Source organism: Paraburkholderia sp. UCT2, from assembly GCF_014397665.1.
GTDB classification, from domain to species: Bacteria; Pseudomonadota; Gammaproteobacteria; order Burkholderiales; family Burkholderiaceae; genus Paraburkholderia; species Paraburkholderia tuberum.
The window spans coordinates 78,537-103,703 of the sequence record NZ_VZQO01000017.1 but is presented as its reverse complement, the minus strand read 5'-3'; the positions used below and the strand labels follow the sequence as shown (position 1 = coordinate 103,703).

Below are 25,167 nucleotides of genomic sequence, written 5' to 3'. Positions count from 1 at the left end.
GATTGCGCCGCTTTAAAGGTGGAAGTTTGACTGAGTTCGAGCAGGGTTTCATTTTGACCCGACATTGGCGGGACACGCCCGCCGGCACGGAAATCGAGTTCTGGCTGGCCACGGACAGCGGGCCGCGCCACATCCGTCTGCGCCCTCAGCCGTCCGTCGCCTTCATTCCGGCCGAACATCGCGAACGCGCCGAAACGATCCTGCGCCGCGACGCGCCGCTCGATCTGCGTTCGCTCGAATTGCGCGACTTCCAGCATCGGCCGGTCAGCGGGCTTTACTGTGCGCAATACCGGCAATTGAAGGGCTTCGAGAAGCGCCTCAGAGAAGGCGGTGTCGATGTCTACGAAGCCGATATCCAGCCGCCCGAGCGCTACATGATGGAGCGCTTCATCACCGCGCCGGTGTGGTTCAGCGGCGTGCCGCAGCAGAATGGTCCGGGGCTCGATGGCCCCTGGCTCGACAGCGAACTCAAACCGTCCCACGACTATCGTCCGCCGTTGAAGCTCGTGTCGCTCGACATCGAAACGAGCGCGCATGCCGAGCTATATTCGATCGCGCTCGAAGGCTGCGGCGAGCGGCAGGTGTATATGCTTGGGCCGCCGAATGGCAACATCGGCAACGTCACCGACGCCATCGACTTCAAGCTCGAATACTGCGAAACCCGCGCACAACTGCTCGAAAAGCTGATCGAGTGGATGGAGCGGCACGATCCCGATGCGATCATCGGCTGGAACCTCGTGCAGTTCGATCTGAAGGTACTGCAACACCATGCCGAGCAGTATCGCGTGCCGCTGCGCATCGGACGAGGCGGCGCGGTGATGGAGTGGCGCGAACACGGCGTCACGCGCAATCACTTTTTCGCGGGCGTGGCAGGTCGTTGGGTCATCGACGGCATCGAGGCATTGCGTTCGGCGACGTGGAGCTTCCCGTCGTTCAGCCTCGAATACGTATCGCGTTCGGTGCTGGGCGAAGGCAAGGCGATCGACAATCCGTATCAGCGCATGGACGAAATCCAGCGCCGCTTCGACGAAGACAAGCCCGCGCTCGCGCGTTACAACCTGAAGGACTGCGAGCTCGTCACGCGTATCTTCGCGAAGACCGAGTTGCTGCCGTTCCTGCTCGAACGCGCGAGCGTGACCGGCCTGCCTGCCGATCGCAGCGGCGGCTCGGTCGCGGCGTTCACGCATCTGTACATGCCGCGCATGCATCGGCAGGGCTATGTCGCGCCGAATCTCGGCGACGTGGCCGGCGCCGCGAGCCCCGGCGGCTTCGTGATGGATTCGCGACCCGGGCTCTACGACTCGGTGCTCGTGCTCGACTACAAGAGCCTGTATCCGTCGATCATCCGCACGTTTCTGATCGACCCGCTCGGTCTGGTCGAAGGCATGCTGCATCCCGACGACGCGAGCTCGGTGCCGGGCTTTCTCGGCGCGCGCTTTTCACGCACGCGTCACTGCTTACCGTCGATCGTCGCGCAGGTGTGGCAGGCACGCGAAGCGGCCAAGCGCGAGCACAACAAGCCGCTGTCGCAGGCGCTGAAGATCATCATGAACGCGTTCTATGGCGTGCTAGGCTCGACCGGCTGCCGCTTCTTCGATCCGCGGCTTGCGTCGTCAATCACGATGCGCGGCCACGAGATCATGCACACGACACGCGAGCTGATCGAGGCGCAAGGCTACGAAGTGATTTACGGCGACACCGATTCGACCTTCGTCTGGCTCAGACACGCGCATGACGAGGAAGACGCCGCGCGCATCGGCCGCGCGCTCGTCGAACATATCAACGCGGCGTGGCGGCAGAAGCTGCAGGCGCGCTTCGGTATCGACAGTGCGTTGGAACTGCAATTCGAGCGGCACTATCGACGCTTTTTCATGCCGACGGTGCGCGGTGCCGAGGAAGGCAGCAAGAAACGCTACGCAGGACTGACGGTATTGCCGGACGGCCGCGAGGACGTGGTCTACAAAGGGCTCGAAACCGTGCGCACCGATTGGACGCCGCTTGCACAGCAGTTTCAGCAGGAGCTGTATCGGCGCATCTTCAAGCAGCAGCCGTATCAGGATTACGTGCGCGACTATGTGCGCGATACGCTCGCCGGCCGGCTCGACGATCAGCTCGTCTATCGCAAGCAGTTGCGCAGACCGATCGACGCTTACGAGCGCAACGTGCCGCCGCATGTGCGCGCGGCACGCGTCGCCGATGAGTTCAATCGCCAGCAGGGACGTCCGCTGCAATATCAGAACGGCGGCTGGATCAGCTACGTGATGACGGTGGCCGGCCCCGAGCCGCTCGAAACGCTGCGCTCGGCGATCGACTACGAGCACTATCTGACGCGGCAATTGCAGCCGGTTGCCGACGCGATTCTGCCGATGCTACGCGACGATTTCACGACGCTGATGTCGGGGCAGAAACAGTTGTTCTGATCGTGGCGGCGAACGCGCGGCTGCGAGCATGGACGAATTGCCTACTTCACCATGGACGGCGGCTCGGCCTCTTTATCGGAGTGCGTGTTATGCACAGCAAAGGTGCGGCAATCCGTGATTAAAGGCGGAAAAAAACTAATCCTTAGTTGTGGTTTTCAATCCTATCAACAGAATTAGAGCGCCATCATAATTTGAAGTATTCCAATTTCTTCGGTTGTCCCCGCAATTGGCCGGATTTGCATTGTTGCTTGACCTAACCCTTTATTGTCCTATAGTGCCATTTGATCCGCCTCAGAAATATTGTGGGGGCGTGTGTCCGATATCCCTGAATCTGTAGCCCAACGATCTGCAACGACAGGAGAAGATGCATGAAAGCAATCCACGCCGTCAAACTGGTCGGTACCGCCCTTCTGATTTCGGGTTCGATTCACGCCTATGCGCAGGCGAGCAACGCTAACGCCCCTGAGTCTGCCCCGACCACGACGCCCGAAGCCCGATCGCATTACAAGTCAATGAAAGCAGCGAACCGGGCGCTACAGCGTCAGGTTCGAAATGCGCTGGTGAAAGATAGGAACATCTCAACGGCCAATATCACAGTTCGCGCCCGCGATGGTGCTGTCACGCTGCAGGGCAGCGTACCGCTTCAGGCACAAAGCGACCGGGCAACCGAGGTGGCGAAAGGGGTACCTGGCGTAACTTCGGTCAGGAACGCGCTGTCGATCCGTCCTGTGGGCACCTGAAGCAGTCCTGGACCCCGCTTTGCAGGAAGGCCGGCGCTCTGACCGTGCATTCCATTGAGGGCATAGCCAATGCGGCACATGGCGGCGGGCCGGCTCGACAGCCGGCCTTCGCTATGCGGATATCTTCTCGAGTTCGAGCCCTTTCGTCTTCGGCCCCATCAAGCCAATCGCCAGCATCACGATCAGCATCGCGCCCGCGATGAACACGAACACGCCGGTCGTGCCGAAGTAGCGCAACACGGCCGCGATCAGAAAGGCCGTGAAAATCGCGGAAAAGCGGCTCCACGAGTAGACGAAGCCGACCGCGCGCGCCCGGATGCTGGTCGGAAACAGTTCGGCCTGGTACGCGTGATAACTGTACGAAATGATGTTGCCGGCCAGCGTCAGGCACACTCCGAGGCTCACGAGGAGCACCGCCCCCGAAGCCTGACTGAACCACAACCCGCACACGATATTGACGCCGGCCATCACGACGATCACCGTCTTGCGCTCGAAGCGGTCGCCGATAAACAGCCCGATGATCGGACCGAGCGGCGCGGCCAATGCGATCACGCTCGAATACATCAGGCTCGTCGTGATCGTGATGCCCTGCTTGATCAGCAGCGTCGGCACCCAGTTCGCGAAGCCATAGAAGCCGACCGTCTGGAAGATGTTGAAGATCGTCATCATCAGCGTGCGGCTGCGGTACGGCGGCACCCACATGTCGCGGAAGCTGCCGCGCGGTGGGATCGGCACCGGCGGCGCCGGCGGCGGCAACTCGCGGCCATATTCGTGACGTACCTTCGCCTCGAGCGCGTTCATCACGCGGTCGGCTTCGGCGAGACGTCCTTGCTGCGCGAGCCAACGCGGGCTTTCCGGCAACGCGCGGCGAATCCACCAGACGAATAGCGCGCCATGCGCGCCGATCAGCACGACCCAGCGCCAGCCGTCCAGACCGAACAGCGTGCGCGGCACCAGCAGAAACGATAGAAACGCGACCACCGGCACGGCCGTGAAGCCGACCGCCTGCTCGCACGCGAACGCGCGGCCGCGGATCTGTTTCGGCACCAGCTCGGAGATGTACGTGCCGATCGTCACCAGCTCGACGCCGATGCCGACACCGGCGACGAAGCGCCAGAAATTAAGGCCCGTCGCGGTCTCCTGAAACGCCATCACGAGGTTCGCCGCGGTGTACCACAGCAGCGACCAGGTGAACACCGCGCGCCGCCCGAAGCGATCCGCGAGGAAACCGCACGCGATCGTGCCGATAAACAGGCCGCTAAACAGCGCAGCGATGAAACTCGCGACGCCGGTCGAGCCGAACAGGCCATGCGTGGTCGCGGTCAACATGCCGCTTTTCACGAGGCCCGGCGCAACATAGCCGGAGTACAGCAGGTCATAGAGTTCGAAGAAGAAGCCGAGGCTCAGCAGCACCACCAGCTTCCAGACGGAGCGCGTGGCGGGCAAGCGGTCGAGGCGCGCCGAAATGCTGCCGGCGTCGAGCGATGCGTGGCCCGCCACCTGCGCGGGCGTGCTGCGGGCGGCGCTGCCGGCCGCGTCAGTGGAATGCGCCACGGTACCGCCGCTGCGCGCGACGGACCCCGCGGGATCGGGGAATGCCATGTTGTCTGTCTCCTTCTGTTGCGACTGCTTTTACGGCAGGGCTGATCGCTTACCGCGGCCGGTTCGATGCCGGCCTTGTGTCTTGTCGCGCGTCGCACGCGCCACGATGGGTCGGCCGGACTCCGGCCAGCATTCTAGCCGTGCCCGCGTTGCAATTGTTCGAACGTGGTGATTTTCCCGGCCAGCGCGCTCGCCGCGACCGTGTACGGGCTCGCGAGCCAGACGTCGCCTGGTCCCGAACGGCCGGGGAAATTGCGGTTGATCGCGCTGATCGTCACGTCGTTCGGGTTGGCCGATTGTCCCGGTCCGCAGTTCGCGCACGAGCCGCAGCCAGGCATCACGAGCGTCACGCCCGCGCGCTCGAACACCGGCAGATAGCCCTGCTCCTCGCAATACGCGCGCACCGCCATCGTGCCGAATTGCAGATACAAACGCGTGCGCTCGGGCACCCGTAGGCCGTGCTCGACGCCCCAGCGCAGCACCTCGTGATAGAAATCGAAGTCCTCGCGCTTGCCCGCGGTGCACGAGCCGCCGTACGCGATATCGATCGCGACGTCCTGTTCGAGCCGCGGCGCCGGCACGCCATTGCCGGGGTCGCCCGGACGCGCGAGCATCGGTTCGATCGCGTTCGCATCGATATGGATCGTGTCGCGATAGGTCGCGTCCGCGTCGCTTTTCATCCAGCCTTCCAGCACGAAATCGACGCCGCGCCGCTCCTTCAGGAACGCGACCGTGCGCTCGTCCGGTTCGACGATGCCGGTGAAGCCGCCGAGTTCCGCGACCATGTTGGTCAGCGTCGCGCGTTCGTCGATCGACATCGCACGCACCGCCGCGCCGCCGTATTCGAACACGAGGCCGATCGCGCCGCCCGAGCGAATCGCCTCCATCCGCAGCAGATGCAGCACGACGTCCTTTGCGGTCACGCCGTCGCGCAACTGGCCGTCGATCTCGATGCGCAGCGTCTCCGGCACCTTGCAGCGCACGTAGCCCGTGACCCAGCTATTGGCGATTTCGGTCGCGCCCGCGCCAAATGCGAGGCAGCCGAGCGCGCCCGAATGCGGCGTGTGCGAATCGGTACCGCATGCTACCTGGCCCGGCAGCGCGTATTGCTCGGCCATCAACGCATGACAGATGCCCTCGGAGCCGGGCACACCATCGAGCGCGCCGTGCGAGCGCACCGGGTAGCCGCGCGAAAACGACGTGTGGCCTTCCATCAGATTCGCGACGCCCGGCAACAGACCGTCGCGCACGTGAGGGATGCTCTGCGGCGCGAGCACCAGATGATCCTGGAACGCGATGATGTGATCCGGCGCATGCAGCGGCGCGGGCTTGCCGAACGCCCGATGCATCAGATGCGCGCACATGCCGGTGAAATAGTCGTGGCTGAAGCGCCAGTCGGCGGCGATGAACACGCCGTCGCCGCGCTGCGCGCTCGCGGTGCCCGGATGCAGATGACGGTCGATGATCTTCTCGACCAGCGTTTTCGGCTCGGCGCCCGGCGCCTCGTTCGGGGCATCGCTCGCGCGGCCGCCCGGCGCGGGCCACTCCGCAAACCGGCTATACGCGAGCAGCCCGCCGCTGCGGATGATCTGCTGCGTGAGCGAGTCGCGGCCTTTGAGGAATTCGTCGATCGGCACCGCAACGCCTGCAAGCAGGCGATCGAGCACGGAAAAATCGGTCGTGGTCAGAATGCCGATGTTGTCGCAGTTCTGCTGATAGATACGCTCGAAGCTCTCGGCAACGATCAGGCGAATGCCTGCGGACAACTCCGCGAGCGGGCTCGATTCGCGCGACGAGCCCTTGCCGTAGCGCTTGCCGGCCACCGTCACGCGAAAGCCGCCGTCCTTCACCGCATTGCGGCCGATCGGCAGACACTCGCCGGCCTTGAAGCCGACGTACGGGTACTGGCCGAGGCGCTCGTCGTAGGTGAGCATTACGGTGACGGGCGTGATCTCGTCCGTCGACACGTTGTCGCGCAACGGCCCCGCCGTGTCGCGAGTGAAGTTTTCGCCGGCCAATTGCGCCTCGATCACGGCCGGGTCTTGCGACAGGTACAGCACGCGGCCGTCCAAACGAATCGTATCGCTCATCACTGCATTCTCCTTGCGCTCACTATACGGCGCGCAAGGTGGATGCCGAAGTGCCGGTGCGGCAACGCTGCCGTCTCGTTTCGCGAATGCTCGATGGCGGAGCCGCGGCGCGCAGTGCGGGTGGTGGAATCGTCTAAGGCGGATTGCCGAGGAACGACACCAGCGCGGCCGCGCTCGCGCTCAACTGCTCGCGCGCCTTGAAGATGATGATCAGATGACGCTCCGCCCACGCATCGGCAAGCGGCAGCAGCCGCACGTCGAGCGTGTTCACGTAGAGCAGGCCGACCGGCTCGGGCACGATCGCGATGCCGAGCCCCGCATGCACCATCCGGCACAGCGCATCGAGACTGCTCACGCGCATCCGCACCTCGAGCTGCTGGCCCGCGCTCGCCGCCTGCTGCGCGAGCAAACGCGTGAGCGCGCTTTCGCTGCGCAAGCCGACGAAGCTGTCGTGCAACAGATCGTCGAAGTTCACCCGCGCCGCGCTGGCGAGCCGATGCCCACCCGGCACGAGCACCGCGAGCCGGTCCTGGCGATACGGCATCTGCTCGAACGCCTCGCTGCCAGCAACCGGATTACAGATGCCAAAGTCCGCGCCGTGTTCGTCGACGATACGCAGCACGTCCGCACTGTTTTCTTCTTCGAGTTCGATCGCTACATCCGGGAACGCGCGGCCGAACGCGGCCACGTCTTCAGGCAGAAACTGCACGATCGACGACAGATTCGCAACCACCCTCACGCGCCCTTTGACGCCCGTCGAAAAGCGCGACAACTCCGCGCTCATCTGCTCGATATTGCCGATGATCGCGAGCGCGTAGCGCAGCACGGTCTCGCCGACCGGCGTCACGGTAATGCCGCGCGACTGCCGTTGAATCACCGGCAGGCCGATCAGCGCCTCGATCTCGGCGATGCGCCGGCTCACCGCCGACGACGCGATGAACTCGCGCTGCGCCGCGCGCGCGATATTGCGCTCCTGGCAAACGGCGACGAACAGACGCAGCGAAGTCAGATCGAGTTTCTTGAGCAGGTTTTCCATGGGACGAGGCGACGGATCTTACGACAATGGCGGCAGATCGCTGGAATCGTGGCCGTTATCGTCTCACGGCACGCGGTGTTGCGCCATTGCGCCGACAGCGGTCCTCACAGCGCATCATGAAAGATGATGCCGACCGTATGCCGATGTCCCGAGCGCAGGCGGCTCACGCCGTGCCGCAGATTCACGCGATACGGCCCGCGCGTACCCTGCACGGGCCGGCTGTTCACGGTGAACACGACCGCGTCGCCCTTCGCGAGCGGCACGACTTCGGCACGCGACTGCATGCGCGGACGCTGCTCGGTCATCACGAACTCGCCGCCTGTGAAGTCGCGCCCCGGCTCCGACAGCAGTACCGCAACCTGCAGCGGGAACACGTGTTCGCCGTACAGATCCTGATGCAGGCAGTTGAAATCGCCCTCGCCGTATTGCAGGATCAGCGGCGTCGGACGCACCTGGCCCGCGTCATGGCAGCGTCGAATGAAATCCGCATGTTTCGGCGGATAGCGCACGTCGATGCCCATCGCCATGTTCCAGCGGTTCGCGACCGGCACGAGGTGCGGATAAAGGGCACCGCGCAAGCCGCCGACGAGCGACGGCAGCGGATACGCAAAGTACTTGTATTCGCCGCGACCGAAGCCGTGGCGCGCCATGACGACGCGGCTGCGATAAAGCGCGTCGCGTGTATAGAGCGCGCTCAGCGCGTCGCATTCGCGGGGCGTCAACAGTTGCGGCACGGCGGCGCAGCCGTACTGATCGAGATCGTGTTCGATCCGCGGCCAGTCGAGTGCGTCGACGCGTTGGTCGATCGTTTGGGTGGGAGCGATTGCGTTCATCGTCGATGAGTGGGCGGCGCGGGCTCGTCGCCCGCGCCATCAAGGTAGGTAGCTCGATGAACTTAGTGTACGAGTGTGGTGGCGGGAAAACACTCCGGGTCTTGCGGTCAAATTCAGCCGCACTGCACGGACGCACGATTCCCGCTACGCTGTCGGTATCGTTGCGGCCGCATTTGCCGCCGCCGCATCGCACTTCATTCCGCCAGGGACAACCATGAAACAGCAGCTCACCATCGATTTTGTTTCCGACATCGCCTGCCCGTGGTGCGCGATCGGCCTGTCGTCGCTGCAGCTCGCGCTCGCGCGGCTTCAGGACAAAATCGACGCGCGTATCGTCGTGCATCCATTCGAACTGAATCCGCAGATGGGACCGGACGGCGAAGACATCGTCGAGTATCTCGGCAAGAAATACGGCCGCACGGCCGCGCAGATCGCCGAAACGCAGGCGATGATCCGCGAACGCGGCGCGAGCGTCGGCTTCGATTTCGGTCCGCGCATCCGCACCTACAACACGTTCGACGCGCACCGCCTGCTGCATTGGGCCGGCCTGAAAGGCCACCAGTTACCGCTGAAGCTCGCGCTATTGCGCGCGTATCATGCCGACGGCAAGAATCCGGGCAATCATGACGTGCTGGTCGAAGCGGCCCAGTCGGTAGGACTCGACGCCAACGAAGCGCGCGACGTGCTGACGAGCGGCGCGTATGCCGATGAAGTGCGCGAAGCGGAAAAGAACAATCAGGAAATGGGCATTCAATCGGTGCCGTCGATCATTTTCAACCGCCGCTATCTGGTGACCGGCGGCCAGCCGGTCGAGCAATTCGTGCAGGTGATCGAGGAGATCGTGGCGAAAGAGACAGCGTAAGGTTCATCGTCGAAGCGAAGCGTAATGGACGGCCCATTCTGAGCACCTGGCTCACGCATGCACTCGCGAATGCTTGCGTGTTGTCTCTTCAACACATCTGAGCAAAGATAGCCTGGGTCCATTGTCCAAGCCGTCCCGGCTGCTTGCAACAGGTCTTTCTTATCCCACTGCACGCGCCTTAAAGCCGCTTACAGATAGCTGCAAACGTAGTCCAGCGTTTCGACCACATCGATATCGAAGCGGCTCTTGCCAGGCACCGAGAACGATTCGCCCGCGCCATAGGTCTTCCACTCATCGCTGCCGTCGAGACGGATGCGGCATTTGCCCGCCTGCACTTCCATCAGCTCCGGCGCGTCGGTGCCGAAGTTCAGCGTGCCGGGCAGGATCACGCCGAGCGTCTTGCGCGTGCCGTCGGCGAACAGCACGGTGTGCGACACGCACTTGCCGTCGAAGTACACGTTGGCTCGTTTGACAACAGAAACCTGGTCGAATTGCGTTGCAGCCGTCATGGCGGTCTTCCTCTGGATCATCGTGAATGGATGCGTTGCGGCCCGGTGGGCGCGGCAGACGGCGCGCGATCCGCGCAAGCCGCCCGCGCAGGGCCCCTGCCGGGCGCGAGCGCGCCATCATACATGGCTATTGATGGCGGCAATACGGTAAAGTCTGCCAGAATCATATCGACACCCACACAGACTCATTCGACCCATGCGCTCTCCCGCTCCTTCCGCCGGCGCCGTATTGTTGTTGATCGATCTGCAACGCGCGATCGATCATCCGAGCTGGGGCGAGCGCAACAATCCCGCCGCCGAGACGCAGGTGAGCCGCTTGCTCGCGCATTGGCGTAGCCGAGGCTGGCCGGTGTGGCATGTGCGGCACGACTCGACGGAGCCTGGGTCGCACTATCGGCCGGGTCAGGCGGGACACGAATTCAAGGCGTCGAACGTGCCGTTGCCCGACGAACCGGTGATTGCGAAACGCACGAATAACGCGTTCATCGGCACGGGACTCGAGGACCGCCTGCGCGCCGCCGGCCACACGACGTTGGTCGTGGCGGGTGTCATCACCAACAACTCGGTCGAGGCCACGGTGCGGATGGCCGGCAACCTCGGTTTCGATACGTATCTCGTGGCCGACGGCTGTTTCACTTTTGCACGGACCGACTGGCACGGAACGCCGCGCAGCGCCGACGACATTCACGCGATGTCACTGGCCAATCTCGATCACGAGTACTGCACGGTCGTCACGACGGACGCGCTATTGGGCAACGGGCAACCGCAATAGCCGCAACGTCGATCTGCTGCGCGGCGAGCGACAATCAGGTGGACCAGGAGGACTTGTGAGAAAAGACAGCTCGAGCGCCCTAATTGGCGCCATTGCCGCGGCAGCGATTGCGATCGGCACTGCGACCTGTGCGAATGCGCAAACCAGTGGCGGCATGCCGAACGATGCTTCCGCGCAAAGCCAATCCATCGCGGCATCGCCGGCTCGCAACAGACCCGATAGCGAGCTCGCGCGCGACGTGCGGCGCGCGCTCGCACGCACACCGAACCTGCATTCAACGTCGATTCACGTGCAGGCGCGCCGCGGTATCGTGACGCTGACCGGTTGGGTACCGCAGCGCGCTCAGGTGCAACGCGCGGGCAGTGTCGCGAGGTCGGTGCGCGGAGTCAGACAGGTGAATAACCATCTGAATGTGCGCACGAGAGGTGCCAGCGGTCACTAGCGCAAAACGAATAAAAGAAAGTACTCAGCCCGCCACGAATGCGGCGGGCTGAGTACTTTCTATCGACCAATCATTCGATGCGTGCGAGTATTCGCCGCGGCGTTCCATTGCTGCGCAACGCCGCCACGACTCGCGCAATACCTCAACGCCACATACGATAGCTGTAGACCGGCGCGCGATACGCATACACGCGCGGCTGCGCCCAATAGACCGGCGGACGATAAACCTGATAAGCGACAGGCGCGGCCGGTTGAACCACCGTTTCCACGACCTGCGGCATTTCATCGTATTGCGCCTGCGGATAAACCGGCACGTACTGCACGGGCGGCTGAGGATAGTCCTGCCGCACGTATACCGGCTGGTTGTCGTAGACCGGCTGCATCTGCGCGTAGGCCGGCGCCTGCTGGTATTGCATTGGCGGCGGCGCGTATTGCGGCTGCTGGTACACCTGCTGATATTGCTGTTGCGGGGGCGGTTGCGGCACCTGACGCTGCGCGTATTGGACCGGCCGCGGCTTCTGAGGCTGCGGCGGAATACTCGTGTACTTCGAGTTATCGTCTTCGGGAACGCCCGGCGGCAGCGGCGGCACGTCGACCCGCGCGACGTCGGTCCTGGCGGGTTGCCGCTGACCGTGATTATGCGAGTCGATCATTGCCTGGTAATCGGCCTGATCCTGCTTGCCGCGATTGATATAGCCATTGCGATACGCGCGGGCCACGTCCGACATCTTCGCATTCGGATCTTCTTTCATGCCATCCGCATTGACCTTGTACTCGTTCGGACTGAGCGAGCCGGCCGGCACCTCGTCGTCGGACGCATAGGCCGCTTCGGGCCCGTCGGCCCACGCTGGATAACACTGCAGCGTTAGCACCGACGCGACCGTCGTCACCCCGAGCCCCCAAAGCGTCCTTGTTCTCATGATCCACCTCACGGCCGATTAAGAGTATTGAAAGCCGAAATTTTTACTTGCAGGTGTGGCTATTCGTCTGCGCGTGCAATTGTTATTTTTTAGCACATTCCTTTGACGTCGGCATTATTTTTTCTTTGCGAATGAGCGGTGTAGCGCACGAGTGACACGGCGGGTCCAAAGGGGAGGCAGGAGAAACCCTGAGAGTCAAAGTTGCCGAAATGGACCGCCTGGTACGGCGGCTCTGCACGCCGCCGCGGAGCGATTCTGTTCGCCCTGAATGAGGTAGTAGCAACGCGGCCTTTTAGCGCGCCATGTCGTATCAAGCGCCACGCGACAACTCGGCTTTCCCTATTGCGCGCACTCCCGTTCTCTGCTCGCGCGAAAGTCAAACAATTCGCATAAAGGACGGTCGGCAATTCACGTTGAATACCTTCCGAAAGATTCGCGGATTACGATTCACTTTATCTTTGCACGCGGCATTCGCTTTGCTGAATACGGACATTTCCGTCCTGTCCCGGAGGCAGCCCATGAAAGACACCGCCACGCCAACCGCCGCGGATCGGGTTCCACTGACCGCCGCGCCTGCATCGAGCGCCGGTGACGACGGCTCGCTGCCGCATCTGCGCGAGATTGCGTCGTTCGGGCACCAGGTGACCGGCGTCGCCGTCGCCGCGGACGGACGCATTTTCGTCAACTTCCCGCGCTGGACCGAAGACGCGCCGATCTCCGTCGGCGTACTCACGCCCGATGGCGACGTCCGTCCCTATCCCGACGATCGATGGAACGGCTGGCGCAATGCCAGGCGTGACGAGTTGAACCCGCAGGATCGCTGGGTCTGCGTGCAGGCGATGCTGTGCGATTCCCAAAACAACCTGTGGGTACTCGACCCCGGCGCGCCGGCCCAGGCGTTCGTCGTGCCGGGTGCCCCTAAACTGGTCCGCATCGATCTTGCGACGGATAGCGTCGTCGGCTGCATTGCGTTCACGCTCGAAATCGCACCTCAGGGCAGCTATCTGAACGACGTGCGCATCAGTCCCGACGGCCGTTTCGCCTACATCACGGACTCTGGAACACGCGGCGCGATCGTGGTGGTCGATCTCGGCACCGGTCAAGCGCGCCGCGTGCTCGACGGGCATCCGTCGACGCAAACGGATCCGGGCGTCACGGTCCATGCTGGCGGCGCACCATTGCGGCGTCCCGATGGACGCGGCGTCGAATTGGCGGCCGGCGGCATCGCGCTCACTCGCGATGGACTGTATCTGTACTGGCAGGCGGTGAAGGGCAAAACGCTTTACCGCGTGCCCACCGAAGCGCTTCGCGATACCACGCTCGCGACCGATGAAGTCGGCAACCGCGTCGAGAAAGTGCTCGAGCATCGCCCCGCCGACGGGCTGCACATCGACCGGACGGGACGCCTGCTGATTACCGCGGTCGAAGAACATGCGGTGAAGGTATGGGACGGCGCGACATTGACGACGTTGCTGCACGAGCCCGGCCTGCGATGGCCGGATACGTTCGCGGAAGGGCCGGACGGCACGATCTACCTGACCGATTCACGCATTCCCGAGATGAACTGGTTCAAGCCGGGCCATCCCGACGCGCTGTCGTCGAGGTTGCTGATCATTGCCGACGCCGCTCCGTCAGCGGCGCCGAACACCAAACCGGGCACGCCGCCCGGCTCGCAAAGCGAAGCGGATCGGAACCGCTCACCCGACTGACGCCACCCCGCAGCCGCCGACGGTCCGTGCTGCCCGGCGCGCCGAGGCCGGCCGGGAACGCGCCATGCTGGTGCAGGACAAGAGCTGGCGCGCGCCAGCGCGTCTGCCGTACATGCACGCGCCAAACGGCGCCCGGGGGTCGAGGGATGATCGGCGAAACCTCATTCGCAACGCGCTGCCCGCCTGAAAACGGACAGCCGATGGAGAACGTCGCATGACGATCGGCTGCCCCGAATGCGGCGCGCTCGAAGACATCCCGCCGCTCACCGCCCATACCTACGCGCGTTGCCGCGCCTGTCACTTTCCGCTCGAGCGGCGTAGCGGCCGAAGCCAGACCGCGGCGCTCGCCTGCGCGAGCGCGACCTTCGTATTGCTGTTTCCGGCCAACCTCGCGCCCCTGATGTATGTCCATATGCTCGGCGTCGAACGCTCATCACTGTTGTCGTCGGGCATCGTGGAGATGTGGAACGATGGCTGGTTCATTCTGGCGGTACTGCTCGGCACCTTCGGTATCGTGCTGCCATTCATCCGCTTCGGCGGCCTCGTGATCGTCCTCGTCGCGCTGCGGCTCGGCCGGCGTACCAGAGGAATCGGTGCGCTGTTTCGCTGGACCACCTCGCTCGATATCTGGACCATGCCCGATGTCTATCTGGTCGGCTGCTTCGTCGGTTACGCGCGCGTGACGCAGAATCTGACCGGCACGATCGCCCCCGGCGGCTACTGCTTCATCGCCGCGGCGCTGCTGTCGATGCTCACGCGCGCGTCGCTCGACCGGAGAACCGTGTGGCGCGCGATCGCCGCGGAAAACGAGTTGCCGGAACATGAAGCGCCGCTGTCCTGCACGGTTTGCGATCTGGTCGTGCCGATGTCGCAGGAGGGGCGCCCCTGCCCTCGCTGCGGACTGACGTTGCGCGCTCGCAAAACCGACGCCGTCGTGCGCGCGGCTGCGCTGTCGCTCGCCGCGCTCGTTCTGACGATCCCGGCCAACTTCTTTCCGATGACCACTTCGATGCAACTCGGGCGGACCCAGTCGCACCGGATCATCGACGGCGTCTATCAGCTGTTTCACGCTGGCCTGTGGCCGATCGGCATCCTGATCATCTGTACGAGCATCGTCATTCCGGTGGCGAAGATTCTCGGCATGGCATGGTTCGTCGTCTCCGTTCGGCGCCGTTCGCGCCGGCATCTGCGGGTCAAGGCGCATCTGTACCGCCTGATCGACGAACTCGGCCGATGGTCGTACGTCGACGTGTTCACGATCGCCGCGTTCGTGCCGCTGATCCGGTTCGACGGCATCGCCGCGGCCAGACCCGCCATCGGCGCCACCGCGTTCGCGCTGGTCGTGTTGCTGACGATGGCCGCTTCGCGCGCATTCGACCCGCGCCTGATGTGGGACGTCCACCCGCGGAGCAAGCGATGAGCGGCACGCGTCCCCGTCGTTCGCAAGCTCAGGTGCGGCGCAGCGCGTGGCCCGGCTGGATCTGGGCGGTGCCGGTCGCAGCCTTCGCGATGGCCGGATGGCTCGGCGTTCGCGCGTTGCTGCATCAGGGCGAGACGGTCACGGTGACCTTCGACAACGCGTACGGCATGAAGCCCGACGACACGATCGTCACGCTGCGCGGCGTGAAGGTCGGCGCCGTCTCGGAGATTACGCTCGCGCCCGATGGCCAACACGTGAAAGCCGAGCTCAAGATAGATCGCGCTGAAAAAAAGTATCTGCGCAGCGAGACCAGGTTTTTCCTGCGCGGCGCACACGTGGATCTCAACGATCCAGCGTCGATCAAGGGAGTGCTGTCCGGCCCCGAGATCGTGATGGAGCCCGGGCCCGGCGAGCCGGCATCGCGTTTCGACGGTGTCGATCGCCGCCCCGCGCTCGCGCCGGGGCACGGCCCGGTCGTCACCTATCTGGTGCGCTTCGACGGTGCGGTCGGCGACCTGAAGAGTGGTGCCGATGTGCAATTGCGCGGTTTCGACGTGGGCACCGTCACCAGCGTGCGCCTGAACTACGACGCACGCACGGGCGCGCTGAGCACCCCGGTGCAGATCGCGCTGAACCCGTCGCAGCTTGGCATCGTCGGCGCGCCGCCACCGGCCAACGGGGACTGGCGACCGCTCGTCGACGGCATGCTCACCCGCCTCGTCGCCACAGGCTTGCGCGCGCGGTTATCGCAAGATCCGCCGCTCGTCGGCGCGGACAAGATCAACCTCGACTTCGTGCAAGGCGCGCCGGTGGCGACGCTCGCCAGCGAGGACGGCCTGCCCGTCATTCCGAGTGTCGCCGCCGCGAATCTCGACACGACGATGGCCAAGGCCAACGAGGTGATCCAGAAAATCGACGATCTTCCGATCCGGCAAACCGGCGAACAGGTCCGCAGTATCGCCGCGCATATCAACGCGCTCAGTTCCTCGCCTCAGATCAAGGACAGCCTGACGCACATCGACCACTCGGTCGCGCAGATCGATCACACGTTGCAGCAGGTCTCGCCACAGATCGGTCCGCTCGTCGCGCAATTGCGCGAGACGGCGAACGCGGCCGATCGCACCGTTGCCGCGGCGAACCGGACGCTAGGCGGCGACGCGTCGAGCCAGAACGACCTGCCTGCCGCCATGCAGGAGCTGACCGACACCGCACGCTCGATTCGGGCACTGGCCGACTATCTCGACCGCCATCCGGAGGCGCTGATCCATGGCAGGCAGCAGGAGGCTCAATGATGACGAGGTCCACGTTCCCCGTCGGACGCGCCGTCGCGGCATCGCTCGCGAGCGTCAGGACGGCTGCGTTTGTCGTAACCGTCGCGGCGATGACGCTCGCCGGATGCGGACACAGCATACCGACACGCTATGTGACGTTGAACCCGATGCCCGCCGACGCGCCGCCCGCCACGGCGCCGATCCCACCGATTCAACTGACCGCCGTGCATATTCCCGCGGTGCTCGATCGGCTCGAAGTCGTCACGCTGGCTTCGCAGAACCGGCTGACGATCGACGATAGCGACCGGTGGGGCGCACCGCTCGCTCAGATGATGCGCAAAACGCTTGCCCAGGACTTGCTCACGCGGCTGCCCGCCGGATCGTTCGTCGTTCCGGATGCACCCGCGCCGCCCGGCACGCGCAGGCTGGTCGTCACCGTGCTGAATGCCACGGCCGACGAGAGCGGCACGCTGACGCTGCAAGCGGAGTGGACGCTGCTGGCCGGGCACTCGGATCAGGCGCCGCTGCGGCAGCAGGTGACGCTCGACTCCGCAATCAATGGACACGGTGCGCTCGCGCAGGCGGCCGCGTTGAGCCGCGTTCTCGGCGAATTGGCCGACCGGATCGCGGGGTCGGTCCTCGCGCACTGACCGACGGTGTCGAGTTCGCTGCCGCGCCGATCACGCAGTACCGTTATCGCCTTCCCTTGCGGAAAGCCGGTTGAAACGCTGCTCGACCACGCGTGTTCCCCATTGCGTGCCTTCCGATTCTTCACTTAGCCGAAAGCCGAATGACTCGTACAGATGACGCGCCGCGTCGAGCCCCTTGAACGTCCATAGATAGGTTTCGTCGAACCGCTCGTCGACGAAACGCATGGCATGCGGCAGCAATTGCCGTCCAATCCCGGAGCCGCGCAAAGAATCGTCGACGATGAACCAGCGCAAATGAGCGACACCCGTGTCGTTATCCCCGTCGATCACGACAGACGCGAGCGTGCGGCCGTTTTCGACGTATAGCCAAAGCCCCTTTACCTTCGGCCGGCAAGGCGCCCGCGAACTCCGCCAGCCCCGTCGCGACCTTCTTTTCGAAGAAGGCGCCGAAACCCCAGTGTTGCGCGTAATAGCGCCCGTGCAGACTCGCGATATCGCCGATGCAGCCGGGTTGGTAGCCTTCCACGATTGCCGCGGACCCCGCTTCCGTCGCGGCAAGCACCAGCCGGCGGGAAAACTCGCGGAGTTCGAGAATCGTCGTGTCGCGGGGCTTGGCGGGGGCGTCAAATCGGATTGCCCAGCGGACAGCGCTGCCTTGATGCGCGGCCTTTAAACGGCGTCGGGTACCTGACGAGTCTTCAGAAACGCTTCGAGCGTTTCGCCGCGCATGCTCGCGTACACGCCGAGATTGGTGATCTTCACCACACGCGCGAACTTCTCGAGCACGAAGAAAGACACCCCATAACGGATCAGACCGATCCAGTCGGTGTTGTCGACCAGCGTGCGTTCTTCCGGCGTCAGGCCGGCCGCATCGTATGAGGCGGTGCGGTTTTCGAGCCACAGCGCGCGCGCCGACGCTTCGCGCATCTGCCAGAAAAAGCGGTTCAGGCGCATCGCCTTCATGCTCTGGCGGATATCGAACGGATACGTGCCGGTCAGTTCTTCGACGCCAACCAGTTGCGGATTCATTACGCCACCTCTTCTTCGTAGATCGTCACGGCCATCGCGGTGCTGGTCGCCAGGTAGTAGCTGCGATGCAGTTCGAGGACCTTCTGACCCAGCGCGCCGCGCATCGCGAGCCACATGATCGTCTCGACGCTTTCCGCGCCGCCGAGGCGCACGTAATCGACGTGCTTCATCGCGGCAAGACGCTCCGGATCGCTGACGATCAGGTCGAGGAACTCCATGTCCCATTCGGTGTTGTTGAAGCCGCTGCGTTCGCCATGCACCTGGTGCGACAGCCCGCCCGTGCCGACCACCACGACCTTCAGGTCCTGCTCGAACGATTCGATCGCGCGACGCAGTGCCTGGCCGAGCCGGTAGCAGCGATTCGCGGTGGGCAGCGGATACTGCAGCACGTTGACTTCGAGCGGCACCAGCGACAGCGGCCAGCCGCCCTGATGCGGCAGCATCAGCGACAGCGGCGAATTGACGCCGTGATCGAGCGGGCGGTCCTGGAAGACGGTCAGATCGAATTCGTCGGCGACCAGTTGCTCGACGATATGGATCGCGAGATCCGGATGCCCGGCGATGTCGGGCAGCGGACGCTTGCCGGCGCCTTCATCGGCGAACTCGTGGTTGGGCGACACGCCGAGCGCGAACGTGGGATAGCAGTCGAAGAAGAAGCTGTTCGCGTGGTCGTTGTAGAACATCACCATCACGTCGGGCTTCTGCTCGGCCAGCCACTGCGCCACCGGTTCATAACCCTTGAACATCGGCGCCCAAGCCGGTTCGTTCTGCTTGCCCTTGTCGTACGCCAACCCGATCGTGGGCACATGGGACGTGCCGATACCACCAATGATTCTTGCCATATTCGTTCTCTTCCGTCACTTCGTGCTGCTGCCAATCGGATAGGTCGCCAGGTTGACCGCGCTAGTCACTACGACCGTCTTGGGATACAAAGATAGAAATTGTGCCGCGATACGGGAAGCACGGGTATACCTCAAGCAGCGCCGGGTTGATGATTAAAACCCGGTATTTGCGCGCCCGGAGCCCAGATGAAGCGCACCCCGACCCACGCCGCGCAGGGCTTCCTCGGTATCCCAAGCCCGTGAGGCAAGCCTTCCGCGACGCCTTGGCATCTCGTCACGCGATAAATAAAACAGATGGCCCGGAAAACAACTCGCAACGCACATTTCCAAGGCTTGGAGCGGTGCTGCACGCGTGGCTATACTGCGCTGCTTCCGACGAGCGACGAAACGATGAACGAGACCACCCAGCAAGCGATTGTGCAGACCGTGCGCGAGAAGATCCTGTCGGGCGAACTGTCGCCCGGGCAGCGGCTCGTCGAAGCGCAGCTTGCGCAATGGCTCGGCGTGTCGCGCACGCCGCTGCGTTATGCATTGAGCGTGCTGTCGTCGGAAGGCCTGCTCGATCGTTCGGGCTCGCGCGGTTACGTCGTGCGCCGCTTCAGCGTGCGCGACGTGCGCGGCGTGCTCGAGGGACTCGCCGCGCGCTCGGTCGCCGAAAACGGCGTGAGCCCCGCGCTCGCCGCCGCGCTCGACGACTGCCTGCGTGAAGGCGACGCGATCTTCGAGCAAAAGCATCTGCAGCCAGGCGACGACGTGCGCTACGCGCAGATGAACGGCCGCTTTCATGCGCTGATCGTCGACGCGGCGCAGAACCAGGCGGTCACGGCCGCGCTCAGTCTGAACGACAAGGTGCCGTTCGTGTCGCCGTTTACGATCGCGTTCGACGAATCCACGCGCGAGCGTCAATTCATGATGCTGATGTACGCGCATCGCCAGCATCACGCGATCGTCGACGCGCTGAAAAAAGGCGAAGGCGCGCGCGTCGATGCGTTGATGAAGGAGCACACGCATATCTCGAAGGAAAGTCTGAATCTGTCGCTGCCGTCGTTGCATCTGATCGCGGGCGCGGCATGAGCAACGACACGCTTTCCGCCTCAACCAGCCAGGCGAGCGCCAAAGCGCCGCTATCGGTCAGCAGCAAGGACCTGCTCAATCTCGCGCAACTGCGCGCATTCCGGCTCGTCGCCGATACGGGCAGCGCGACGCGCGCGGCGGCCGCGTTGTTTCGCGCGCAGTCGGCGGTCACGCGCTCCGTGCAGGAGCTCGAGTCGGCGCTCGGCGAACCGCTGTTCGATCGCGGTCCTTCGGGCATGCTGCCCACCCCGGTCGGCCGCGCGGTGCTGCATCGCTGCGAGCGGATCTTCGCTGAACTCGAAGAACTCGCCCGATGGTGCACCGCGCGACAGACGCGCCGCCGGCCCGTCGCGGAAGGCGCATTGCCCGCGTATCTGCTCAACACGCGGCGGTTGCAACTATTCGCGGCGCTCGCGCGGCATCGGCATATGCCGAGCGCGGCAAAAACCTTCGGCATCAGCCAGCCCGCGGTGAGTACCGCGATCCGGGTACTCGAAAGCGGCTCGGGACTGAGTCTGTTTCACCGCAGCCCGCGCGGCATCCTGCTGACGGCCGAGGGCGAAACGTTCCTGCTTCACGTACGCCGCGCGCTAAACGAACTGCGCCACGTCCCCGACGATATCGCCGCATTGCACGGCAAGATTCAGGGCTCGGTGACAGTCGGCGCGTTGCCGCTCGGGCGCACGCTGATCCTGCCGAAGGCGATCGCGCGAATGACCTCGGAGAATCCGGGCGTGCGCGTGGTCACCGACGAAAGCGCCTACGAGACGCTCGTGGCCGGTCTGCGAGCGGGCGACATCGATTTCATTCTCGGCGCGCTGCGCGACAACGACGCGACGAGCGGCCTGAAAAACGAGCGGCTAATGTCGGAAGACATGGTGGTGCTGGTGCGCCGCGGTCATCCGCTGACTCACGCGCACGATCTGACCATCATGGGTCTGCGCGACGCGCAGTGGATTCTGCCGCGCAGCAACGCGCCGGCGCGTGCGCTGTTCGAAACGCAATTCAAGCGGATGAAGGTGAAGCCGCCTCTGCCGACCGTCGAGACCGCCGACCTCGCGGTGATTCGCGGCCTGCTGCTCGGTACCGACATGGCGGCGGCCTTGTCGGCGCAGCAGCTGCATCACGAGATTCAGTCCGGGCAACTGGTGGTGCTCGATGTACCGCTGCACAACACGCGGCGCGAGATCGGCCTGACGATGCGCGCGGCGGGCACGCCGTCACCGGCCGCGCGCGCATTGATCGACGCGATCCGGCTGTCGGTCGTCGATGTGACGCGCACCGTCAGTATCGGCGCGAACTGAGCACTTCCATGGCGTCGATCTGCCGTGGCTCGCCCGCATGAAGACCGTGACGATCCATCCGACGATCGAATACGATGCGCACATGCATACGTTAGCGGCCCGCTGCTCTCCGACGTGCTCGCAAACGTCGGCGCGCCCGACGCGGGCAGCACGCAAATCGTCATGCACGCGGTCGATGGCTACGCGGTGTTGACGACGCTCGACAAGGTGCGCGAGTATCACTTCATCGTCGCGGCACAAATGGACGGCAAGCCGCTGGCGCTCGGCGGCGTGGGGCCGTTATGGGCGATCTACGACGCCGATCAGATTCCCGAACTCGCGGCCAAGCCACTGAAGGACCGCTTCGAATTGTCGCCGTGGGGCCTGTATCACATGCAGCTCACAGAGGCGTCATAGCGCGCCGCCGAATCGCTCGACGCACGCCTGCCGCACGCGCTCGACCGAGCTCGCCCAGTGACCCAGCGCGAACGAACACGCACCGGCAATATTGAACGCTTCGGCCCGCTGATCGTTTGGCAAGGCGGAATCTTCGAGCAGCGGCGCGACGAGGGGCAACGCGTCGGCGAACTGCCCGGCCGAACATAGCGCCACGGCTCGCGCTGGTTGTCGCCTCGGCCTCAGCGCCCCGAAATAAACGCTTCTTCACCGTCTAATCCGCCGTTATGCCCGTCATTGCGAATGAAAGGATCGCGCGGTGATGCTAGAATCGCGCCCGTCTTTTCTTCGACGATCATGACTCGACACTCGCGCAACCACCTGACCGCATGGCTTGGCCTCGTCGCCATGTGGCTCGTCGTGTTCGCGCCGCTCGTGAGTCAGTTGCTCGAATCGGGCCGCGCCCACGAGCCGATTGCCGCGCTATGTTCGGCGCTTCATCCGGCTGGCGCAAGCAATGTGAGCGATGCGAGCGTCGTCGCTCAAACCAGCCCCGCGCACGTGCATCTGAGCCACGACGATGCATTCGGCGCCTGCGGCTACTGTCATCTGCTCGAACATCACGTCGCGATGCCGACGCTCGCCGCCGTCGAGCCGCCGGCCGCGCTGCCGCTGGCCGGCACCGCGCCGCCAACGCTGTCCACCGGCTTCACCCCGCTTGGCGCCTTCCCGTCGGGACGTCCGCGCGCCCCACCTGCCGTTTCCTGATCGCTACCGGTTCTGATCGCGCCTTCGTCGCCCACATCGACGAGGCCTGCGATCGCCTGTTCAATGCATCGAGGAAACGCTCATGTTCAACTTCGCGCTGCGAAGGCTCTCTTATTGCGTCCGTCGTGACGCTGTCTTTTCCGCTCATCGCGCGGTTCGTCGTTCCGTTCTTTGGCCCGCGCTCATGCCTGCCTTCGTGCCGGCTTTCGTCGCAACACCCACGCATGCCGCCGACGCAAACACCGACGCGACGCTGCCCGCCGTCAGCGTCAGTGCGAGCGCAAGCGCGAGCGCCGCACCGCGCGCCGTCGACCCGAACCTGCCCGCCTCCGTCGAAACCGTGACGCGCGATCAGTTCGCGAACTGGAACGTCGTCAACACCGAGGACGTGCTCAAGTACATGCCGAACCTGGCGGTACGCAAGCGCTTTACCGGCGATCTGAATTCGATCATCGCGGTGCGCGGCACCGGCAATACGCAGAGCGCGCGCGGCCTCGTCTATGCGGACGGCTTGCTGCTGAGCAACCTGCTCGGCAATAGCTATTCGTTTCCACCGCGCTGGTCGATGGTGTATCCCGACGAAATCCAGCAGGTCGACGTCATCTACGGGCCGTTTTCCGCGCTGTATCCGGGCAATTCGCTCGGCGCGACCGTGCTGATCAGCACGCGCATGCCAAAGCAGTTCGAGGCCAACGCCGACGTGAAGGCATTCACGCAGCACTTCAGCCTGTTCGGCGTGAACCAGAGCTTCAACGGCAGCGAAGCGAGCGCGTCGATCGGCGATAGCATCGGCAAGTTCTCGTACCGGCTCGGCGTCAATCATCTCGAGAACACGAGTCAGCCGCTGCAATTCGCAACACTCGCTAAATCGACCACGCCCGCCAAGGCCGGCGACACGCCCGTCACCGGCGCCTATTTCTACAACAACCAGACCAATGCGCCGACGGCCGTGCTCGGTGTGAACGGCGAAGGCATCGAGCACACGGTGCAGGACCAGTTCAAGCTGAAGATGCAGTACGACTTCACGCCGACGCTGCAGGGCGGCTTCACGCTCGGCTACTGGCACCAGACGTACAACAGCGAAACATCGACGTTCCTGCGCGACGCGGCCGGCAACCCTGTGTACAGCGGCAACGTATCGATCAACGGTTACCACTACACGATTCCGGCGGCCGCGTTTGCGCCGGGTGTCGGGCACAGCGAGAACTGGCTCTACGGCGTGTCGCTGAAAACGCGCAACGCGACCGGCTGGAACGGCGAGGCGATCGCCTCGTATTACGACATCGGCAATGGCGTCGCACGCACCGCGAATGCCGGCGGCCCGGGCAATGGCCCCGGCACCGTGCTGTTCAACGACGGCACCGGCTGGAAGACGCTGGACCTCCGCGGCACCTATACGCCTGCGACGAACCAGCCAGGACTGGCCAATCACGCACTGAGCGTCGGCTACCACTACGACAACTACTTCGTCGACAACCAGACCTACAACACGCTGAACTGGCGCGACGGCGACGCGACCTCGTTCGCCAACGCGTTCACCGGCAAGACGCAGACGCAAGCTCTTTATGCGCAGGACGCGTGGCGCTTTCTGCCGCGCTGGAAGCTCGTCTACGGCGCGCGCTATGAAGACTGGCAAGCCTACGATGGCGCACAGTCGTTGCCCGGCGCGACGATCGCGTACAGCGATGCCAGCCAGCGCCACCTTTCGCCGAAGGCGTCGCTATCGTTCGATGTCAGCGACGAGCTGACTTTGCGCGCGTCGATCGCTCGCGCGTATCGCTTTCCGACCGCGAGCGAACTGTTCCAGGGGCAAATCAATGGCTCCGCGATCGTCAACAACAATCCATATTTGCAGCCCGAAGACGATCTGTCGAAAGAGCTGAGCGCCGAATGGGCGCATTGGAATGGCGTGTTCCGCTTCTCGCTGTTTCAGGACGACGTGAAGAACACGATCTTCAGTCAGACCGACACCACCGTGATTCCGAACGTGACGAACTTCCAGAACATCGGCAAGGTTCGCTCGCGCGGCGTCGAAGCAAGCTATTCGGGCGAGGACGTGTTCGTGCGCGGGCTCGATCTGCTCGCGAGCGTCGCGTACACGCAGTCGAAGATCCTCGAGAACGCACGGAATCCGGCCTCGGTCGGCAAGTACTTCTACCGCATTCCGCAGTGGCGCGCGAATCTTGCCGCGACGTATCACTTCGACGCGCGCGCGGCGCTGACGCTCGCTGCGCGTTACTCGGGTCGTCAATACAACACGCTGACGAATACCGACACGAACCCCAACGTGTTCGGCGGCACCAGCACCTACACGGTCGCCGACGCGAAGTTCACGTTCAAGCCGACGAAGCTCAGCGAACTCGGCATCGGCGTCGACAACCTGTTCGACGCGCGCTACTTCGTCTACCACCCGTATCCTGGCCGCACGTTTTATGTCGAAGCGAAGCTGCATATCTGAGCCTGACGCAAGACGCGGCAAACCGCTTGTCGCACACGAACC

The 25,167-nt window shown here is 64.0% G+C and carries 23 protein-coding genes and 1 pseudogene; 14 read left to right on the top strand and 10 right to left on the bottom strand.

The window, feature by feature from the left end; all coding sequences use genetic code 11:
• Positions 1-26: 26 nt before the first annotated feature.
• Positions 27-2,420 (top strand): DNA polymerase II, encoded by a 2,394-nt coding sequence (locus F6X39_RS16415; RefSeq protein ID WP_187617366.1) that lies wholly within the window; start codon positions 27-29, stop codon positions 2,418-2,420.
• Between the two features lie 368 nt (positions 2,421-2,788).
• Positions 2,789-3,160, top strand: coding sequence for a BON domain-containing protein (locus F6X39_RS16410; RefSeq protein WP_187617365.1), 372 nt, complete (start codon positions 2,789-2,791; stop codon positions 3,158-3,160).
• A 111-nt stretch (positions 3,161-3,271) separates the two neighbouring features.
• Here F6X39_RS16410 and F6X39_RS16405 read toward each other — a convergent pair whose 3' ends face one another.
• The 4 genes from F6X39_RS16405 to F6X39_RS16390 all read right to left on the bottom strand — a co-directional run bounded on the left by F6X39_RS16405 (position 3,272) and on the right by F6X39_RS16390 (position 8,721).
• The gene (locus F6X39_RS16405) at positions 3,272-4,762 is read right to left on the bottom strand and encodes an MFS transporter (RefSeq protein ID WP_187617364.1); all 1,491 of its coding nucleotides are present in this window, start codon (positions 4,760-4,762) and stop codon (positions 3,272-3,274) included.
• 134 nt (positions 4,763-4,896) lie between these two features.
• Positions 4,897-6,852, bottom strand: a complete 1,956-nt coding sequence (locus F6X39_RS16400; protein WP_187617363.1) for an aconitase family protein — start codon at positions 6,850-6,852, stop codon at positions 4,897-4,899.
• A gap of 133 nt (positions 6,853-6,985) precedes the next feature.
• On the bottom strand, positions 6,986-7,888 hold the full coding sequence (locus F6X39_RS16395) for a LysR family transcriptional regulator (RefSeq protein WP_187617362.1): 903 nt from the start codon (positions 7,886-7,888) through the stop codon (positions 6,986-6,988).
• Between the two features lie 104 nt (positions 7,889-7,992).
• A complete protein-coding gene (locus F6X39_RS16390) occupies positions 7,993-8,721 on the bottom strand; it encodes a 2OG-Fe(II) oxygenase (protein ID WP_184064427.1) in 729 nt (242 codons plus the stop codon).
• Between the two features lie 214 nt (positions 8,722-8,935).
• On the opposite strand from F6X39_RS16390, the gene F6X39_RS16385 reads away from it, so the two are divergent.
• Positions 8,936-9,583 carry a DsbA family oxidoreductase gene (locus tag F6X39_RS16385; RefSeq protein WP_187611270.1) on the top strand — a complete coding sequence of 216 codons (648 nt, stop codon included), beginning with the start codon at positions 8,936-8,938 and terminating at the stop codon, positions 9,581-9,583.
• 188 nt (positions 9,584-9,771) lie between these two features.
• Here the strand turns inward: F6X39_RS16385 and F6X39_RS16380 are convergent, their stop codons facing one another.
• Entirely contained in the window at positions 9,772-10,092 is a 321-nt protein-coding gene (locus F6X39_RS16380; protein WP_008917257.1) for a pyrimidine/purine nucleoside phosphorylase, read from the bottom strand.
• Positions 10,093-10,288: 196 nt separating this feature from the next.
• On the opposite strand from F6X39_RS16380, the gene F6X39_RS16375 reads away from it, so the two are divergent.
• Positions 10,289-10,864 (top strand): cysteine hydrolase family protein, encoded by a 576-nt coding sequence (locus F6X39_RS16375; RefSeq protein WP_187617361.1) that lies wholly within the window; start codon positions 10,289-10,291, stop codon positions 10,862-10,864.
• A gap of 55 nt (positions 10,865-10,919) precedes the next feature.
• The gene (locus tag F6X39_RS16370) at positions 10,920-11,306 is read left to right on the top strand and encodes a BON domain-containing protein (RefSeq protein ID WP_187617360.1); all 387 of its coding nucleotides are present in this window, start codon (positions 10,920-10,922) and stop codon (positions 11,304-11,306) included.
• Between the two features lie 142 nt (positions 11,307-11,448).
• Here the strand turns inward: F6X39_RS16370 and F6X39_RS16365 are convergent, their stop codons facing one another.
• A complete protein-coding gene (locus F6X39_RS16365) occupies positions 11,449-12,225 on the bottom strand; it encodes a hypothetical protein (RefSeq protein ID WP_187617359.1) in 777 nt (258 codons plus the stop codon).
• A gap of 518 nt (positions 12,226-12,743) precedes the next feature.
• Between F6X39_RS16365 and F6X39_RS16360 the strand changes: the two genes are divergently transcribed.
• From F6X39_RS16360 to F6X39_RS16345, 4 genes are all read left to right on the top strand, one after another.
• Positions 12,744-13,934 (top strand): L-dopachrome tautomerase-related protein, encoded by a 1,191-nt coding sequence (locus tag F6X39_RS16360; protein ID WP_187617358.1) that lies wholly within the window; start codon positions 12,744-12,746, stop codon positions 13,932-13,934.
• A 214-nt stretch (positions 13,935-14,148) separates the two neighbouring features.
• Positions 14,149-15,354: a paraquat-inducible protein A gene (locus F6X39_RS16355; protein ID WP_187617357.1), complete on the top strand. Its 1,206-nt coding sequence runs from the start codon at positions 14,149-14,151 to the stop codon at positions 15,352-15,354.
• Complete coding sequence (locus F6X39_RS16350) at positions 15,351-16,646, top strand: MlaD family protein (RefSeq protein WP_187617356.1); 1,296 nt, start codon at positions 15,351-15,353, stop codon at positions 16,644-16,646. Before F6X39_RS16355 ends, F6X39_RS16350 begins: the two co-directional genes overlap by 4 nt.
• Positions 16,643-17,275, top strand: a complete 633-nt coding sequence (locus F6X39_RS16345) for a membrane integrity-associated transporter subunit PqiC (protein ID WP_187617355.1) — start codon at positions 16,643-16,645, stop codon at positions 17,273-17,275. Before F6X39_RS16350 ends, F6X39_RS16345 begins: the two co-directional genes overlap by 4 nt.
• A 30-nt stretch (positions 17,276-17,305) precedes the next feature.
• Here F6X39_RS16345 and F6X39_RS16340 read toward each other — a convergent pair.
• The 3 genes and pseudogenes from F6X39_RS16340 to F6X39_RS16330 all read right to left on the bottom strand — a co-directional run.
• A pseudogene (locus F6X39_RS16340) lies at positions 17,306-17,804 on the bottom strand (GNAT family N-acetyltransferase); the annotation flags it as partial.
• Between the two features lie 140 nt (positions 17,805-17,944).
• Entirely contained in the window at positions 17,945-18,304 is a 360-nt protein-coding gene (locus F6X39_RS16335) for a protocatechuate 3,4-dioxygenase (RefSeq protein WP_090806862.1), read from the bottom strand.
• Positions 18,304-19,146 carry a gallate dioxygenase gene (locus tag F6X39_RS16330; RefSeq protein WP_187617354.1) on the bottom strand — a complete coding sequence of 281 codons (843 nt, stop codon included), beginning with the start codon at positions 19,144-19,146 and terminating at the stop codon, positions 18,304-18,306. Before F6X39_RS16330 ends, F6X39_RS16335 begins: the two co-directional genes overlap by 1 nt.
• Positions 19,147-19,536: 390 nt before the next feature.
• Here F6X39_RS16330 and F6X39_RS16325 point away from each other — a divergent pair, with 390 nt between their 5' ends.
• The 3 genes from F6X39_RS16325 (at position 19,537) to F6X39_RS16315 (ending at position 21,920) form a co-directional block, all read left to right on the top strand.
• Positions 19,537-20,220: a GntR family transcriptional regulator gene (locus F6X39_RS16325; protein WP_187617353.1), complete on the top strand. Its 684-nt coding sequence runs from the start codon at positions 19,537-19,539 to the stop codon at positions 20,218-20,220.
• Positions 20,217-21,524 (top strand): LysR family transcriptional regulator, encoded by a 1,308-nt coding sequence (locus F6X39_RS16320; RefSeq protein WP_187617352.1) that lies wholly within the window; start codon positions 20,217-20,219, stop codon positions 21,522-21,524. Before F6X39_RS16325 ends, F6X39_RS16320 begins: the two co-directional genes overlap by 4 nt.
• A gap of 114 nt (positions 21,525-21,638) precedes the next feature.
• Positions 21,639-21,920 (top strand): hypothetical protein, encoded by a 282-nt coding sequence (locus tag F6X39_RS16315; protein ID WP_262414728.1) that lies wholly within the window; start codon positions 21,639-21,641, stop codon positions 21,918-21,920.
• On the opposite strand, the gene F6X39_RS16310 is transcribed toward F6X39_RS16315, so the two are convergent.
• The gene (locus F6X39_RS16310; RefSeq protein WP_187617351.1) at positions 21,915-22,115 is read right to left on the bottom strand and encodes a hypothetical protein; all 201 of its coding nucleotides are present in this window, start codon (positions 22,113-22,115) and stop codon (positions 21,915-21,917) included. The genes F6X39_RS16315 and F6X39_RS16310 overlap by 6 nt on opposite strands.
• 141 nt (positions 22,116-22,256) lie before the next feature.
• Here F6X39_RS16310 and F6X39_RS16305 point away from each other — a divergent pair, with 141 nt between their 5' ends.
• The gene (locus F6X39_RS16305; RefSeq protein ID WP_187617350.1) at positions 22,257-22,667 is read left to right on the top strand and encodes a DUF2946 domain-containing protein; all 411 of its coding nucleotides are present in this window, start codon (positions 22,257-22,259) and stop codon (positions 22,665-22,667) included.
• 184 nt (positions 22,668-22,851) lie between these two features.
• Complete coding sequence (locus F6X39_RS16300) at positions 22,852-25,125, top strand: TonB-dependent receptor (RefSeq protein ID WP_410450207.1); 2,274 nt, start codon at positions 22,852-22,854, stop codon at positions 25,123-25,125.
• Positions 25,126-25,167 lie beyond the last annotated feature (42 nt).